The organism is Sporocytophaga sp., from assembly GCF_017745095.1.
In the GTDB taxonomy this organism is placed as follows: domain Bacteria; phylum Bacteroidota; class Bacteroidia; order Cytophagales; family Cytophagaceae; genus Sporocytophaga.
Map to the genome: position 1 here is coordinate 499,940 of NZ_JAGHZZ010000002.1, position 16,812 is coordinate 516,751.

Annotated in this window: 10 protein-coding genes; 3 read left to right on the forward strand and 7 right to left on the reverse strand. The window is 35.4% G+C overall.

The window, feature by feature from the left end:
- Positions 1–200: 200 nt before the first annotated feature.
- From J7604_RS04905 to J7604_RS04915, 3 genes are all read right to left on the reverse strand, one after another.
- Positions 201–1,499: an NAD(P)/FAD-dependent oxidoreductase gene (locus J7604_RS04905; RefSeq protein ID WP_293891934.1), complete on the reverse strand. Its 1,299-nt coding sequence runs from the start codon at positions 1,497–1,499 to the stop codon at positions 201–203.
- Between the two features lie 330 nt (positions 1,500–1,829).
- Complete coding sequence (locus tag J7604_RS04910; protein ID WP_293891937.1) at positions 1,830–2,108, reverse strand: hypothetical protein; 279 nt, start codon at positions 2,106–2,108, stop codon at positions 1,830–1,832.
- A 38-nt stretch (positions 2,109–2,146) separates the two neighbouring features.
- A complete protein-coding gene (locus J7604_RS04915) occupies positions 2,147–3,172 on the reverse strand; it encodes a metal-dependent hydrolase (protein ID WP_293891940.1) in 1,026 nt (341 codons plus the stop codon).
- 238 nt (positions 3,173–3,410) lie between these two features.
- Here J7604_RS04915 and J7604_RS04920 point away from each other — a divergent pair, with 238 nt between their 5' ends.
- On the forward strand, positions 3,411–4,400 hold the full coding sequence (locus J7604_RS04920; protein WP_293891943.1) for an alpha/beta hydrolase: 990 nt from the start codon (positions 3,411–3,413) through the stop codon (positions 4,398–4,400).
- Positions 4,401–4,705: 305 nt separating this feature from the next.
- On the opposite strand, the gene J7604_RS04925 is transcribed toward J7604_RS04920, so the two are convergent.
- Positions 4,706–6,217 (reverse strand): hypothetical protein, encoded by a 1,512-nt coding sequence (locus J7604_RS04925; RefSeq protein ID WP_293891946.1) that lies wholly within the window; start codon positions 6,215–6,217, stop codon positions 4,706–4,708.
- A 224-nt stretch (positions 6,218–6,441) separates the two neighbouring features.
- Between J7604_RS04925 and J7604_RS04930 the strand changes: the two genes are divergently transcribed.
- Complete coding sequence (locus J7604_RS04930; RefSeq protein ID WP_293891949.1) at positions 6,442–11,967, forward strand: MG2 domain-containing protein; 5,526 nt, start codon at positions 6,442–6,444, stop codon at positions 11,965–11,967.
- Position 11,968: 1 nt separating this feature from the next.
- On the forward strand, positions 11,969–14,332 hold the full coding sequence (pbpC, locus tag J7604_RS04935; RefSeq protein ID WP_293891952.1) for a penicillin-binding protein 1C: 2,364 nt from the start codon (positions 11,969–11,971) through the stop codon (positions 14,330–14,332).
- A gap of 52 nt (positions 14,333–14,384) precedes the next feature.
- On the opposite strand, the gene J7604_RS04940 is transcribed toward pbpC, so the two are convergent.
- The 3 genes from J7604_RS04940 to J7604_RS04950 are packed head-to-tail and all read right to left on the reverse strand — an operon-like array spanning position 14,385 to position 16,674.
- Positions 14,385–14,906: a L,D-transpeptidase family protein gene (locus J7604_RS04940; RefSeq protein ID WP_293891955.1), complete on the reverse strand. Its 522-nt coding sequence runs from the start codon at positions 14,904–14,906 to the stop codon at positions 14,385–14,387.
- Complete coding sequence (locus J7604_RS04945; protein ID WP_293891958.1) at positions 14,903–15,727, reverse strand: VanW family protein; 825 nt, start codon at positions 15,725–15,727, stop codon at positions 14,903–14,905. Before J7604_RS04945 ends, J7604_RS04940 begins: the two co-directional genes overlap by 4 nt.
- Positions 15,724–16,674 (reverse strand): tetratricopeptide repeat protein, encoded by a 951-nt coding sequence (locus J7604_RS04950; RefSeq protein WP_293891961.1) that lies wholly within the window; start codon positions 16,672–16,674, stop codon positions 15,724–15,726. Before J7604_RS04950 ends, J7604_RS04945 begins: the two co-directional genes overlap by 4 nt.
- Positions 16,675–16,812: the final 138 nt, after the last annotated feature.

The following is a 16,812-nucleotide window of genomic DNA, read 5'->3' on the forward strand; positions in this document are numbered from 1 at the left end:
GCGGAAAGCTAAAAGCTAAAAAATGATTTACAAAGTCCTCCGTTGAAGATATTGAAATCTTAGCCAAGTATCTTTAAGAAAGTTTAAAATCAGTATAGGAACACTCCTATACTGATATAAAAGCCCTTCCAAGGCTTTTGGATTTTTATTCTATTTCAAAATTTTAAATTAAGTACATTTTTGCCTTTGGCTTTAAGTATTTAGCCTTCAGCTTTAAACTCAACTTCCTTTTCTTTTGGCTTCATAATTAAGCGAAGTGATTGATCATATGTCAGGTAATTCCAGAACCAGTTGATAAAAATTAAAAGTCTATTCTTAACACCTACTATAGACATTAAATGGACAAACATCCAGAATAACCAAGCCAGAAAGCCTTGAAATTTAACATATGGTAAATCTACTACTGCAAGGTTTCTTCCGACAGTAGCCATAGAGCCAAGGTCATTATAGCTGAAGGGTTTCCAAGCTTTTCCTTTTTGACCATTTACCAAATTTTTTGCAAGTAGTTTTGCCTGTTGAACTGCGGGCTGAACTACCTGAGGATGTCCGTTGGGAAATTTTTCCTCTTCCATAAATGCCTGATCTCCTATGGCAAAGATATTTTCAAAGCTCTGTACCCTGTTATATCTATCCACAATGATCCTTCCGTTTTTATGCATTGAAGTTTCAGGAATACCTACAATACCATTGGCTCTGACACCTGCAGCCCAAATGAGATTCTTGCTCTCAATAGTAGAGCCATCACTCAGGTAAATAGTTTCACCATCAAAGTCTTTTACTCCAATTCCAGTATGAACAATTACTCCCAATTTCTTCAGATATTCTGTAGCCTTTTCAGATGCTATGGAAGACATAGGACCTAGCACTTTCTTTCCGGCTTCAATCAGAAATATATTCATTCCTGTAAAATCAAGATCAGGAAAGTCCTTAGGCAATACAGTTCTTTTCATTTCAGCAAGAGTTCCTGAAACCTCCACACCAGTGGGTCCTCCGCCAACTACCACAATATTCAAAAGTCTTTGTTTCTCCTTTTGATCTTCTACAGATAAAGCATCTTCAAGATTCTGTAGCAAAGTATTACGTATAGCAAGCGCTTCTCCAACTGATTTCATCGGCATGGCCTTTTGCTTCACAGACTTATTACCATAGTAATTTGTATCTGCTCCCATAGCAAGTACCAGATAATCGTACTTAAGAGTACCAAGAGATGTAACTACTTCAGAGCTTTGGGCATATATCTCTTTTACTTCAGTAATACGAATATGAACATTGGAATAAGATTGAAATGCCTTTCTCAAAGGAAATGAAATAGCACTAGGCTCCAACCCTGAAGTAGCTACCTGATAAAATAAGGGCTGAAACTGGTGATAGTTATTTTTATCAATAAGAACAATTTGGAAATTTTTGGAAGCAAGCTCGCGTGCAAGGGCTAATCCACCGAAACCGGCGCCGATAATCACGACTCTCTTAAGGTTGCTTTCAGGAATTTGTATATTCATAGTAGTACATCTTTAAATTCCAAAAACAAAAAACTGTTGAAGCTTCATTCTTCCAAGCCTCAATCTATGCACCTAATGTAGGTAATGATACTATGAAAACGAAAAGGATTTGAGCATATTTTTCTTAAAAATATCCATTTCAAAGATACATTTCAGGCTCAGCTTATTAACTAATTTTAAGTAAAATAAAGCCACTTACAACCTCTCTATAATCAAACAAAAAATGAAAATAATGCAAAAACAAACTGTAAATTTGCAGGTGTTTACAGCCGCTTCCCTATCTAACTTACTGAAACTATAAGAGAACACTGAACTAAGAAGTTCTAGTATTTAATCATCAATCATCGGATCAAAGCTTTTCCTATCTTCAGGTTTAGGATGTTGAACTGGATGAGGTTCCAGATGCACTGTTTCTATCTTCCATTCAACTTTCGGATCTTGACTCAGTTTAACTGCTTCTGCTACCAACTTTTCAAAATCAATACCCAAACTCCCATCTTCTTTCTCTTTAGTTACATCTTTAGTCAATGGTACAGATAAATATGCATCTTCATGCGTTATCCTTTGTAATCTAATTGCTATTGAATATGTTTTATTCTCATTTCCCATTTTAATTCAATTATAATCTTGACAAAGCTATTAATCGATCAATTTGCAGCAAACTTTTCTCCCAAAATACGTTTCCATAATTTCCCCATCAATGATTTCGCTTTTTTAAGGTTATTGGGTGCCTGAGAAAACTTTAAACTGTTATTATCAGGTGTTATTTTATAAGCGAATGTAAATGCCTCTTTTCCTTCTCCCCAACCGTCGAGCTGCCCAAAACGAAGATCATTAATAATATAACTTCCATCATGTTTTTCGACAGTGTAATACCCGTCGGTAATTCCTATCAGTGTCTGCAACTTTTCATTCTGTAAATAGTCATTAAGCAATTGATGATCTTTGGAGAAGTATTTAAACTTCACATCTTTATCCTTATCCATTAAAGAATAATAACCTATGTAATACCCAGAATCCACTTCAGCTGTTGCATTCCAAAGAATAGTATTAAATGGCGTGGGCTTTGTTGAATATCTTATCACCGATATATGCTGATCTTTAAAATTCTTTTCAAAGACTTTATTCACAGCAATCTTCTCAACCAAAGTAATCATCATATACACAGAGCTGATACCGATACCAGCATAGGTCCACAATCGCCTTCTTCTATCCTCTTTGTTGTAAAAGAAGACTGGTATTAGACATAAGATAAATGGAACAGTATAAAGAGGATCTATTACAAAAATATTATGAAAGGAAACAGCATAATTACTGAATGGATAAAAGACCTTTGTTCCCCAGGTTGTAAAACAGTCTAGTAATGCATGTGTGGTAAAGCCCAGAAAAAACAGCCAGAACCAGTCCACATATGTAGTAGCATCTCGCTTATAAATTGCCTTCAACACATATGCCAAAAGCGGAGATACAATAACTGCAAATAATATAGAGTGCGTTATACTTCTGTGAAAGGTCAATTCTTCCACCAGATCCTGAAAGGGACTTGCAAGCACATCTAAATCTGGAATTGTACCGGCTATTGCTCCCCACAGCAGAGCCTTATTCCCTGCTCTTTTTCCACAAACTGCTTCACCTACTGCTGCACCTAAAACTATCTGGGTTATTGAATCCATATATTCACAATAATCAACTATGCAAAAATAAAGGAAATAAACTGCTTTAGAAAAAAGCTAAATAAGTTCCATTTTGATTTTTATAATTAATCTATCTGGTAAAACAATGGAGCTCTGAACTTTAAGTTGCAAAAAAATCAAGTCAGAACATTTAAAAATAAGGTAAAGTTTAAATAATGAATATGTTTTACTTGAAAAGTAAGGCATGGTAGTGAAGTTGAATTTTAATTAAGTGGGAATGGGTACAACAATTTTGGAAAAAGAAAAAGTGGATTATGCAGTTGATCCGCGTCTTACAAAAGAGGTAAAAAATTTCTTAAAGGTATTGAATTCGGGAGGTCCTCCTGTTGAAAGTCTTTCTTATGAAGATGCGAAGAATGTATTGGTTGAAGCTCAGAAGTCTGTTAAAGTAGATCTCTCTGGCATTGAAGTGACAGAGAAAACAATTACAGCTGATGGCTTCACTATTGATTTAAATATAGTACGTCCTGAAGGTGTTAAAGGAAAACTGCCGGTTTTTATGTTCATCCATGGCGGTGGGTGGATACTTGGAGATTTCCCAACTCATAAGCGTCTGGTAAGAGACCTGGTAGTACTATCAGGATTTGCTGCTGTATTTGTGAATTATACACGTACACCTGAAGCACAGTATCCAAGAGCTATCAATGAAATATATGCTGCTACCAAATGGGTAGCCGAACATGGAGATGAGATCAATGTAGATGGTACTAATATGGCGATTGTTGGCAATAGTGTCGGAGGTAATATGAGTACCGTAACAACGTTGATGGCTAAAGAAAAAGGTGGACCGCATATCAAATTACAGGTGCTTATGTGGCCTATAGTTGATTCAAATTTTGAAACAGATTCTTATAAACAATTTGGAGAACAACGCTTCCTTACAAAGTCGCTAATGATGTGGATGTATGATCTCTATACTAAAGATCCTAAGCAACGTAAAGAGATTTATACTTCTCCATTGCAGGCAACTAAAGATCAATTAAAAGGGCTACCACCTGCATTAATTCAGGTTGCTGAAAACGATATCCTCAGAGATGAAGGAGAAGCTTATGGCCGTAAGCTTGATGAGGCCGGAGTAAAAGTAACTACTATACGCTACAATGGCGTCATACATGACTTTGGTATGCTGAATGGTCTTGCAGAGATACCTGAAACAAAATCTCTTGTATTACATGCTGCCGCAGAATTAAAGAGGTTTTTGAAATAGAAAAGACCTCGCCCTAAATAGATAAGCAACAGTTTGAGCAAGAACAAGAGAACTTATTTAATGTATTTCTTGCTCTTGCTCAAACTGTTGCTCGTTTAATTTCTTTTCAAAATTCCCGTATTAGTGAATAAATGTCAAACTTTAATAAGTTCCTTCCTAAATTGACCATGACCAGAATAACATGACTTTCAATTATATAGATTACAACTTCGACAATCGCTTTATTCATTAAATACGTTCTGATCAAGCATCCGTTTGATAACAAGTACTATCACTATATTTTGTCAACTTTAAGCTTTATCCATTCAGCCTTTAACAAGTTCAAGCAACACCTCATAATACTTCCTCCTTTGCATTTTAGCTTTGAGCCAACCATAAAAGGTTATAGCTTGAATATCTTCCTGACTTATATCAATGAATTCAAAAGAATTATCAACGAGATTCTGAAACTCTTTAGTTGTAGCAATATCAGGCCTATCATTCATTTTTTTTACAAGACTTAAAAACACTCCCACTCGCTTATATAAATCTCTGTTAAAATACTCCTTAAAGTTTTTATCGATGCCTTTTAAACGTTGCTCAACTATATCAGAATTCCCAAGCTCAAACTGGTTTATACATTCAATAATATTTTTCTTAAATACCCATTCAAACCCCATTACCTTCATAAGCCACTGATCACTATGCTGCACATTCTGGAATACACGAATAGATTTTTGGTAAGCTTCCTGCTGAAAATAGTATGTACTGAGATTCAGATAGGCATTCAATAGCTGGGCTGTGTTCAATTTTATTTTCTTATTATTCACAAGCTTTTCCAACAGTTCAATAGCAGGGGCACTTCTTCCAGAATAATTACAAACAGCTGCTAACAATAACACATACTTAGGATAAAGCATCGAATAATGACTTCTATTATATTCATCCAAACCTTCATGAAGAAGCTTTAAATAACTTTCTGCCTTATCAAATTTTTTATTTCTATACAGGACATGAGCTATCATATACAGAAAATTCACTTTATAAAAATGGTTGTACTTATTAAAACCAGTGCCTTCTTCTATCTCATTATATTTTGCAATAAGGTATGGCTCAAATGAATAAAACTGTTTCCCAGCCAGAACAGCACTGCGGGTTATAGAGACTATATTGAACATTAGCCTTGGCCTCTTGATAACAATATCCTCCAGGCCATATTGCTTCAACACATCTTTAATAATGGCATCAATATTAATTTCTCTGCCTGTACTTAAGGACTTGTTTAGTTCGTACCGAATGAGCTGATTTGCGATATTGGCATTATCATCTTCAATTGCAAGTTGTTGATATTTCCTTTTCTGTTCCAACAATACTTTAAGATCAGGAGCAGATTCACGTTGGGAGTTTTCAATTTCAATACTGAAAATAGTATTCAGAATACTATAGTTTTCAGCCTTCTTTGCAAGCTCTTCCGCTTGCTTCAACATATTCCATGCAGCTTCAAGTTTCTCATTATCTAAAAGATATTCAGCAGTGGAGATAAGATTCAGGATATAACCTTCTGAAACAGTTTCACCTTTTTTCTTCTTAAGTTGAAGATACTCCATCAACTGACGCATAAGTCTCTTCCGCGTCGCATGATAAGCTTCAAGGTTTTTATCTCCCGGATAGAGTTTTAAGAGCAAATCGACTCTCTTAATTTTTCCCTTACGGGATAGAAGATCAAACAGCTCCAGATCTTTTCTGTCCTTTATGTTTTTATGTCTTTTCAGGAAAACTGAAAAATCCTTCCTGTCTTCTGGCGACAAAGTTTCAATAATTTCAACGATCAGGTCCATTTAAAAAAGTAATAATAATCTAATATAGAAAAATTAAACCACCTGGATGATTATTTTTCCAGATGGAAATCAGCCATCTCCGAATCAGCTAAAAATCTTTAGTAAAAGAAATAATCAACCTTTTGATACACTTATTCAGTCATCCTATACACTTAATATTTTTTCATAAAAAGTGATTTTCAAAAAGGTACTTTTTCAGTGTTATTAAAAACTCCCGATTTTGTATGAAACTCAATGTGCTGAAACACCCCGGTGTTATCACAATCATTACCTTACTTTTCATTTCTGTTTTTGCCTATCTACCAAGCAGAAAGAATAAAAATTCAAAAGCTGTAGATTCATATGCAAAATTTATCTCCGCTTATACCGGTGGTGAAATCTCCCGAAAATCCCCCATTACAATCCGATTTGTAGATGAAGTCGTCAAACTTGGGGACTTGTCTTCAAGCTACCAACATTCCGTTTTAAGTTTTTCACCTAATGCATCTGGCGAATTTAAATGGATAGATACCAGAACACTTCAATTTAACCCAGCTTATGGATTCATGGAAAATGAAGTCTATGAAGCCACTGTTGACCTGAAAAAACTCATACCTAATATTCCTGATTCTCTCAGTGCTTTTCAATTCAAATTCAAAACCAGAAAAAACTCCATTAGAGTTGACATCAAAAATCCGACAGCAATGGATTTAGAGAATCCACACTGGCAAAAGATTGAAGGCATCGTTAAGACCTCAGACTATGAACGTTTTTACAGGATCAAAGAGGCTTTTGAAGCCTCCTTTAATGGTAATTCAAGAGATATAAAATGGTATAATTCTTTAGACGGTACGGAGTTCCGATTTCTCATTGACAGTCTTTTGAGAAAAAACAAAACTTCTAACATTGTTATCTACTGGAATAAATATGAAGATGATACGCTCATCAGCGGACAAAAAATGATCCGTCTAGAGCCATTAGATAATTTTGCGCTTATTAACACAGAAAGTCATACCTATCCTGAGCAGTCTCTGATGCTTGAATTCACAGATCCATTAAAAGTTAATCAGGATCTGGAAGGCCTAATCAGAATACCTGATATTGAATTCAGATCTGTAATTGACAATAACAAAATATTAATCTATCCGAAAAAAAGAATTTCCGGAAATATTCAGTTAACTGTTGAAGCTGGCATTTCAAACAATAAAGGAATGCATACAAGGAAAAAGGTTTCCAAAGACTTTACCTTTGAAGAACCCTACCCTCAGCTAAAAGAAGTGAGACAAGGCACCATTCTTCCTCAATCAGATATTCTTCCTTTTACTTTTGAAGCAATCAACCTTTCTGCAGTTGATATAAGAATTATAAAAATTACCGAGAACAATATTCCCCAGTTTCTTCAGATCAATAACCTGAGCGGAGCTGAAGAGCTTAAGAGGGTTGGGACCTTTATTGTTTCAAAGAAAATAAAATTAAATCAAAACAAAGGCCTTGATTTAAAAAGCTGGAACAAACATACAATTGACCTTAGCAAAATATTCAGGACAGAGCCTGGGGCAATCTATCAGGTGGCTATAGGATTTAAAAAATCTTATTCATTATTTTCCTGTACAGACACATCAGATACATCTTATGATGGAGAAAGAGATATGCTAAAGATGTCGGCAACATGGGATCAACCAGGTTATGAATATGATGAAAATTATTGGTCATATTACTATGGAAATTCTTACACACCCTGTGAACATGAATATTATTCAGCTGATAAAGCTATAATTAAAAACATTCTGGCAAGCAACATTGGTCTGATAGCAAAAAAAGGATCTGAAGGCAAAATGCTGGCTGCCGCAAATGATCTGCTTTCTACAGCTCCTCTTTCAGGTGTAAAACTTGAACTATACGACTACCAACAACAGTTAATCTCTTCATCAGTAACAGAAAATGGTATTGCAAATCTCAATGCAGACCGAAAACCATTTCTGCTTGTCGCCAGTCACGGTAAACAAAGAGGATATCTTAAAGTGGATAATAACAATTCTTTATCTCTCAGCAAATTTAATATTGAAGGAAATAAATACATCAAGGGTATAAAAGGTTTTATTTATGGTGAAAGAGATGTATGGAGGCCAGGGGATTCATTATTCCTAAATTTTGTTCTTGAAGATCTTCAGAACTCACTTCCTCCCGGACATCCTGTGGTTTTTGAATTATACGACCCGCAACTGGAAATGGTACAAAGAATTGTGAAGACATCTTCATTGAATAACATTTATACATTTCATACAAAAACAGATGATGAAGCAAAAACGGGAAGCTATACAGCTAAAGTAATAGTAGGCGGCTCTACATATGAGCAAACAATTAAAATAGAATCCATCATTCCAAACAGACTAAAAATAGAATTAAAATTGAATAAGGATTCATTTCACCCTTCAGATAAAGAAATCAAAGGAACCCTTTCTGCAAGATGGCTACATGGAAGTATTGCTAAAAATATGAAGGCAGATGTTAGTATGATCTTATCAGAAAGTCATGCACAATTCGATAAATATAAGGCATATAATTTTAACAATCCTTATAAAAAGTTTCAATCGGAAAAGAAAGAAATTTTCAAGGGAACCATTGATGAAAATGGCAAGGCCGAAATAAAAGCTCATCTGGAAACTAATACAATAGGTGCCGGAGTACTCCATGCTACCTTTAAGACCAAAGTATTTGAACCGGGAGGCTCTTTTAGCACTGACTACTTCAGTACAACTGTTTATCCTTTCGAAACATATGCTGGCATTCATATTCCCAAAACAGAACAAAATCAGATTCTTTTCACAAATAGGGATAATCAAATAGACATTGTAACAATCAATTCTTCAGGTTCGCCTGTTTCCGACAAAAAAGTAATTATGCAGCTTTATAAGACGAGCTGGAGGTGGTGGTGGGAATCTTCAGACAACGATGATTTCTCCTACAACGGAAAACTATTTTCCGAACCAATATTAACAGATACACTTATTACCATAAACGGTCACACAAGATGGAAACTTAATCTGGATGCACCTGAATGGGGAAGGTATTTTATCAAAGCTATAGCAGAAGGAGGACATAGTTCAGGACAAATCATTTACTTCGAGTCACAAGGATGGACTGACCGAAAATCATCTGACAATCCGGAAGGCACCAAGATGCTTAACTTCAGCACGAACAAGGACATTTACACTGTTGGTGAAAATGTTACCCTCAGCATTCCCTCTCCATATGCGGGCTCTGCATTACTAAGCTTGGAATCAGGAACTCAAGTATTAAAGACCTACTGGGTAAAGGCAAAGAAAGGAATAACTCACTATACATTCCCTGCAGAAAGTATGATGGCACCTAATGTGTATGCTCATATCACAATGATTCAGCCACATGGACAAACTTCCAATGATCTGCCAGTAAGAATGTATGGCATACTCCCAATTAAAGTCATCAATCCTCTGACACAATTGCATCCAGTCATCTCAATACCTGAAAAACTCAAGCCTGAACAGGAAGTGAATATTAAAATACGAGAACATAATAATCTTCCTATGACCTATACCATTGCCATAGTTGATGAAGGGCTTTTAGACCTTACCCGATATAAAACACCAGATATCTGGACTGCCTTTAATCAAAAACAAGCACTGGATGTAAGGACATGGGATATGTACAATGAAGTAATCTCAGCTGATGCATTGCATTACAGAAATATCATATCCATAGGAGGAGATGGCAGCAATGGTCCTCTGGATGCAGCAAAGGCAAATAGATTTAAACCTGTAGTAATGTTTCTTGGCCCTTTTCATTGCCATAAAGGTGAAATTAAAAATCACAAAGTAAAACTTCCCAATTACATTGGGTCGGTTAAGACCATGGTAATTGCTGCTTATGAAGGTACCTATGGAAGTTCAGAAGCAAAATCCGAAGTAAGTAAACCATTGATGCTTTTGGGGACACTTCCTAGAGTATTTAGTCCTAACGAAGAAACTTCTTTTCCAATATCTATATTTTCAAAGGATGCATCTTTGAAGATTGTAAATCTTGAAATAAAAACAAACGAATTGATCAACGCCTCCAGATCCTCAGTCAGTATGAGTTTTACATCTCCTGGAGAACAACTGGTTTATCTGCCATTAAAAATCAGCAATGAAACAGGAGTTGCCAAAATAAAAGTACTTGCGAAATCAGGAAAGGAAACAGCAGAGTATACTGCAGAAATAAATGTAAGAAGCCCAAATCCTTTTGTTGAACAACCTTGGGAAAAAGTCCTGCATCCAGGTCAGTCCTGGAAGCTAGGCTCCTCTCCTATTGGAACAAAAGGAACAAATGAAGGCATCTTTGAAATATCATCAATGCCTCCTCTAAACCTCCACACAAGACTGGATTATCTGATACATTATCCTTATGGATGTCTCGAGCAAACTACATCTTCGGTTTTTCCTCAACTATCTCTTCACAAGCTTACTGATCTAACAAAAGAACAGAACAAAGAGATTGAACAAAATATCCGAGCTGCTATTCAAAGACTTAAAAAGTTTCAACTGACAGATGGTAGCCTTTCATACTGGCCCGGACAGAATAAAACCAATAATTGGGGAACTTGTTATGCTGGCCATTTTATGCTTGAAGCAGAAAAATCCGGATATACACTACCTCTCAACTTTAAAACCAAATGGACCAAATACATCAGTGAAACAGTAAAGAACAATCCTGATAATTTTGATGAAGAAATTCAAGCGTATAGAATATACCTTCTAGCGTTATGCAAATCACCAGAGATAGGACCAATGAATAGAATGAGGATAAACGCTCCAAAATCACCTATTGCCAAATGCTTTTTATATTCAGCCTATTATCTGTCTGGACAGAAAGAACTTGCAGTACAAATGCTGAAAGGAATTGACCTTAATGTAATAAGGACGAAGGAACATTCATACACCTATGGTTCTGATATTAGAGATAAAGCTATTATGCTTTATACTCTGAATCAAATTAATGACACTAAGTCAACGAATACATTAGCATCAGATATAGCATCAATATTATCTTCAAAACAAGATTTAAATACCCAGGAAACTTCTTATTGTCTTTTAGCTCTGGCTAATTACAAAGAGAAAAACAGACAGGATGGAATGGCCAGATTTATGTATACACATTCTGGTTATACTGAAAAAATAATAAGTAATAATCTGATATGGCAGAGGAGATTCAAAAATGACGACAATATTGGATTGGAAATAAATAACTCCGGAGAACGAAATTTATATATTAACTATACCTCCAAAGGAATTCCATCTGAAAATAAACCTATTGAATATGCCGCGAATATTAAAATGGATATACAATATCAAACCATGGATGGAAAACCTATCAATATTTCAAATGTCACTCAGGGAACTGATTTTATTGCAAGAATAAGTGTTGAAAACACAGGTACCAAAGGTAACTATGAGAATATTGCTTTATCTGCTGCTTTTCCATCCGGATGGGAAATTCATAATAAAAGGATGTATCATCCTGGGCTAAATGGATCTGCAAGCTATACTTATCAGGACATCAGAGATGACAGAGTTAACATCTTCTTTGATTTGAAAGCAAAAGAGACTAAAACATTCACCGTAATGCTAAATGCCAGTTATGAAGGGAGATACTATCTTCCTTCCGTGTATGTGGAAGCCATGTATGATCATTCAATCCGAGCATTGAAAGCAGGGAAATGGATACAAGTGACGAAAAATAATTCTATTCAATAATATGAATTACTTCAAGAGTATATCAAAGAAGAGCAGCATTGTAATCATACTGCTCCTTTTCATTTCATTTTTATATTTAAACTGTCTGCCTGAAGAATTATTCACTGATCCTGTAGCAACAATAATAACAGACAGAAAAGGATTTTTACTAAGTGCGCGAATAGCTGAAGATAAACAATGGAGATTTCCAACCATTACAGTTGCGCCTGACAAATTCAGTCAAGCATTGATAACCTTTGAAGATAAAAGATTTTATAGTCACCCAGGTGTTGATATCATCGCAATATTCAGAGCCATCAAATCTAATATTGAAAAAGTATCTGTTATCAGCGGAGGCAGTACCATCAGCATGCAGGTAATACGTTTATCCAGAAAAGGTAAACCCAGAACCATCAAAGAAAAAATCATAGAAGTAATTCTTGCTACCAGACTGGAAATAAGGTATACTAAAAATGAAATTATGGCCCTTTACGCTTCTCACGCACCATTTGGGGGGAATGTTGTGGGGGTGGAAGCGGCAGCTTGGAAATATTTCGGAAGGTCATCCGAGCAATTAACATGGGCTGAATCCGCAACTCTTGCTGTATTGCCAAACGCTCCAGGATTGATACATCCGGGAAAGAACAGAACACTTTTGAAAACAAAAAGAGATCTACTGCTTGAAAAACTCAGACAAAATGGAATAATTGATTCCCTGACATGTGTGCTCTCTAAACAGGAAACATTGCCGGAAAAGCCTGTCCGACTTGAAGACAGAGCTCCTCATTTTGCAGAACGCATCAGGTTAAAAAATAAATATTTAAAAGAAGAACTTTCTGTTTTTTACTCATCACTTGACAAAAACATCCAGGAATATACACAGAAAATTCTCGACAAACATCATACAGTATTAAGTGAGAACAGTATTGAAAATATTGCTGCTCTGATAGTAGAAAATAAGAGCAGTAGTGTGATCGCATATGTTGGGAATTCAAGTACAGACATAAATAAAGATGGTAGCTTTGTAGATATGATTACTTCTCCCAGAAGTACCGGGAGCATATTAAAACCTTTGCTATACGCTATGATGTTGAATGATGGATACATTCTACCTCATGCGCTCCTCCCTGACATTCCTTGTAACTTCGGAGGATTCACTCCTAAAAATTTTGATAAAAACTATGATGGTGCTGTTCCTGCCAACGTTGCATTATACAAATCCCTTAACATTCCGGCAGTATACATGCTTGATCAGTATGGGACAGAAAAGTTTATACAAAACCTCAAAGCTTTAGGGATGGGAACTTTGAACAAGCAATCATCTCACTATGGCTTGTCGCTAATACTTGGAGGTGCGGAAGCCAGCATTGAAGACATTGCATTGATCTATTCCAATTTATCTAATAAGCTTTGTAACAGTCATTATATAAATAAAAATGCCATCAATTATAGTAAGGAAGAAATGTCAACTCCAAAAATAAATAATAAGAGATACGCAATTACCTCATCATCCATCTGGTATACATTTGAAGCAATGGCAGATGTAGTGAGACCAGCAATGGAAAGCAACTGGCAGGCATATGAAAATACGTGCAAAATTGCATGGAAAACAGGTACAAGCTTTGGGTTCAGAGATGCTTGGGCAGTGGGATGCACCCCTGAATATACCATCGTAATATGGGCAGGAAATGCAAGTGGAGAAGGACGACCTATGCTCACTGGTATTGAAGCTGCAGCCCCGGTAATGTTCGATTTATTTAATGCATTAAAAACTGATCACAAATGGTTCGACATGCCTGAGAATGAAACAGTCAAAATTGAGGTATGCAGAAAAAGCGGTTACCAGGCAAGCGAATATTGTACTGATTCCTATACCATTTCAGCACCTGAAGCAGGAGTCAGAACAAGAACCTGTCCTTACCACAAACAAATATTTATGGATAATACTGAAAAATATCAAGTAAAAGGATCTTGTTATTCACCCTCAGAGATGATCACTAAGTCCTGGTTTGTTTTGCCACCAATTCAAGAATATTATTATAAAAATAAGAATGCAGATTATATCACTCTTCCTCCATATAAAACAAATTGCTCAGAAATATCTTCAGATGAAGAAAGACCTGAAATCATTTACCCTAAGAAAAATTCCAAGATATACATTCCTGTGAATCTCGATGGAAGCATGGAAAAGGTAGTACTGCAAGCAAATATAAAAGGTTCAAGAAAAACTGTATACTGGCATCTCGATGAAGAATTTATCGGCACAACAAATGATGCACATGAAATAGCTGTAAATCCTCTACAAGGTAAACATAAGCTCACCTTATTTGATAATAATGGCGGCTATGTCTCTCATGAATTTGAAATTATAAAAGCAAAAAAATAAGAGGTTCTAAAAAACAGAACCTCTTAAATCAACAGATCCCCTAGAAAAAATTTCACTTCATTATCTCAATTGGTGTTCCATATTTAATTAAATCCCAGATTTCATCCATTTCGTCATTGGATACTGCAATACAACCATCTGTCCAGTCTTGCTTAGTATGAAAGTCGCCCATCCATTTAATGGAAGGATGTAGTCCATGTATCATGATGCTACCTCCAGGAGATACTTTTAATTTCCTTGCATTTTTTACATCCACTGCATTTGGGTAAGAGATGTGAATGGATCTATAACATGAGCTTTTATTATTTCTCCAATCAAGTACATAATTTCCTTCCGGAGTTCTCTCATCTCCCTCCTGTACTTTATGACCAATAGGATTATCTCCCAAGGCTATCTTATAAGTTTTAATCTTCTTACCATTACTAAGTAAATACATCTCTCGTTTAGACTTTAGCACAAGAACCTTATCTATCCTAACATTTTTGAGTTTATTCAGACTTTTATCTTTGACAAGAAAACACATTGAGGTAAGAATAGTTGAAACCAAGATCAAAGGAATTATTAATATTTTCATAAGCTATTTTGAGATTTAAATATTTCAGGAATATATTTTACTTCCGCAAAGTTTTGGTATAATCTCTTATCTTCAAGAAGCGCACCACCTTTGTGTTTATCGATTTTCTTTCTCCATATTTCATTCTTTCTAAAATATTTTTCATCCTGTTTTAAGAACTCATGATTTCGTTCATAAATGTGATAGGCATAGGGAAGTTCTTCATCTATCCTTAGTTCACCCTCAAGAAGCTTTTCAGAAAGCCACAATTTCAATTGAAAAGTATGCGATGTTTTATTCTCAAACTGATAATCGATATAGTTATAAAATACAGATGCCCCGCTTCCAAAAGGCAATACCCGCCCATTATCAGGAAAAGGATCGAAACTGTGATGATGCCTTTCAGTGATAGTAAGTGGGCTATGTAATACCAGCCAGTGAATCAAATTAGCTATTTGACATATACCTCCTCCAACTCCTGCCCTGGCCTTTCCTCTTGAAAGCTCCATGCCCTTAAGGAAACCTCTCTCTGATGTTGGATTACCTACAAGCTTGCAAAATGAGAACGTCTCTCCTGGTCTTATTACAACTCCATTGATATTCCTAATTGCAATTCTAATGTTTTCAACTTTATTATATTGCAACACCATATCAGAATTGCCCAATTTCCTTATAAGTACTGACTGATGCTTTTTCACACGGTATGGAAGATTATAATGAGATAGCATCCCCGCATATTCTCTTTTATCAAGATACCACGCTATAAATCGCCTTAATCTTTTTTCCCTTACTGATAAGTAATACAATAAAGGATGTATTTCGCATAATAGTTTTCCTTTCATAATGTATCCATAGTTTGCTTTTCCAATTCTTTCTTGGCATTCAACTTCTTTTCTCTTTTGATTAAAAAGAATGCACCCATAACCAGAAATGAGATCACAGACAATAGATAAGCATATCTTCGTAGACCGGTCCAATAGGTCATGCGGATTAATGAATCACGTCTTTCAAGGATTTCATTAAAGTTATTGGGAAGATATCGTAATGATTGATTGTAAAGGGGAATAGCAATCTCTATAGATTCTGTTATAGCTACAAGGTTGGCGAAATCAAAAAGGAGGTCAGCTACAATTGGATCAGGAGGGGCGATTAAGGATATTCTCTCCTCCAATTGCCATAGCAATTGATTCTTTATCTCAAATAATTGTAGTTTCTTTTCCTCATTCAATGAATTATAATATGCTTTAATGTCATGCGGTATCTGAAGATTAAGAATGCTATTCTGCTTAAAATAATCAGGGTTTGTTTTCAATGCTATCTTAGCCTTAAGTATTTCCTCATGGATCCATTCAGATTCATTGTGAGAAAGTGGATTTAGCTTGACGGCTTTACTGATATATTTGAGTGCAAGTTCCGGATTATTGTTCAGCTCATATGCGGTTCCAAGATTTACAACAATGTTATATTCATTTGGATACTCTTCAATAAGATTCTCTAAAATCGATAATGCCTCTTTAAACTCCCCCAGTCTCAGTAATGCAGCTGCATAATCAGTTCTGTCTTTATAGCCTGTTTTATATTTCAGCTCATATTTTCTTTCAAGGAACTTATCTTTATTGATCTCGTGATAAAAATAATACCTATCAGATCCATTCAATTCATCGGTAATATGTTTATAAGAACCATCTAATCTGGTATAATCTTCATCATATTCATTAATACAGGAATATCCATTGAAGCAGCTAAAACAAAATAAAATTGTAAAATAGAAGGTTATAGTTTTACCCATATGTTTGTCTTTTAAGTAAAACCTAAAAATAAAAAAGTTGCTATTGAAAATTAGGGAGATTAAATAAATGATGACATCCGTCTATTATCTGTCAGGAAGAAATGAATAATTGTTTCTGTAGAGATACTAAGCTGGAAT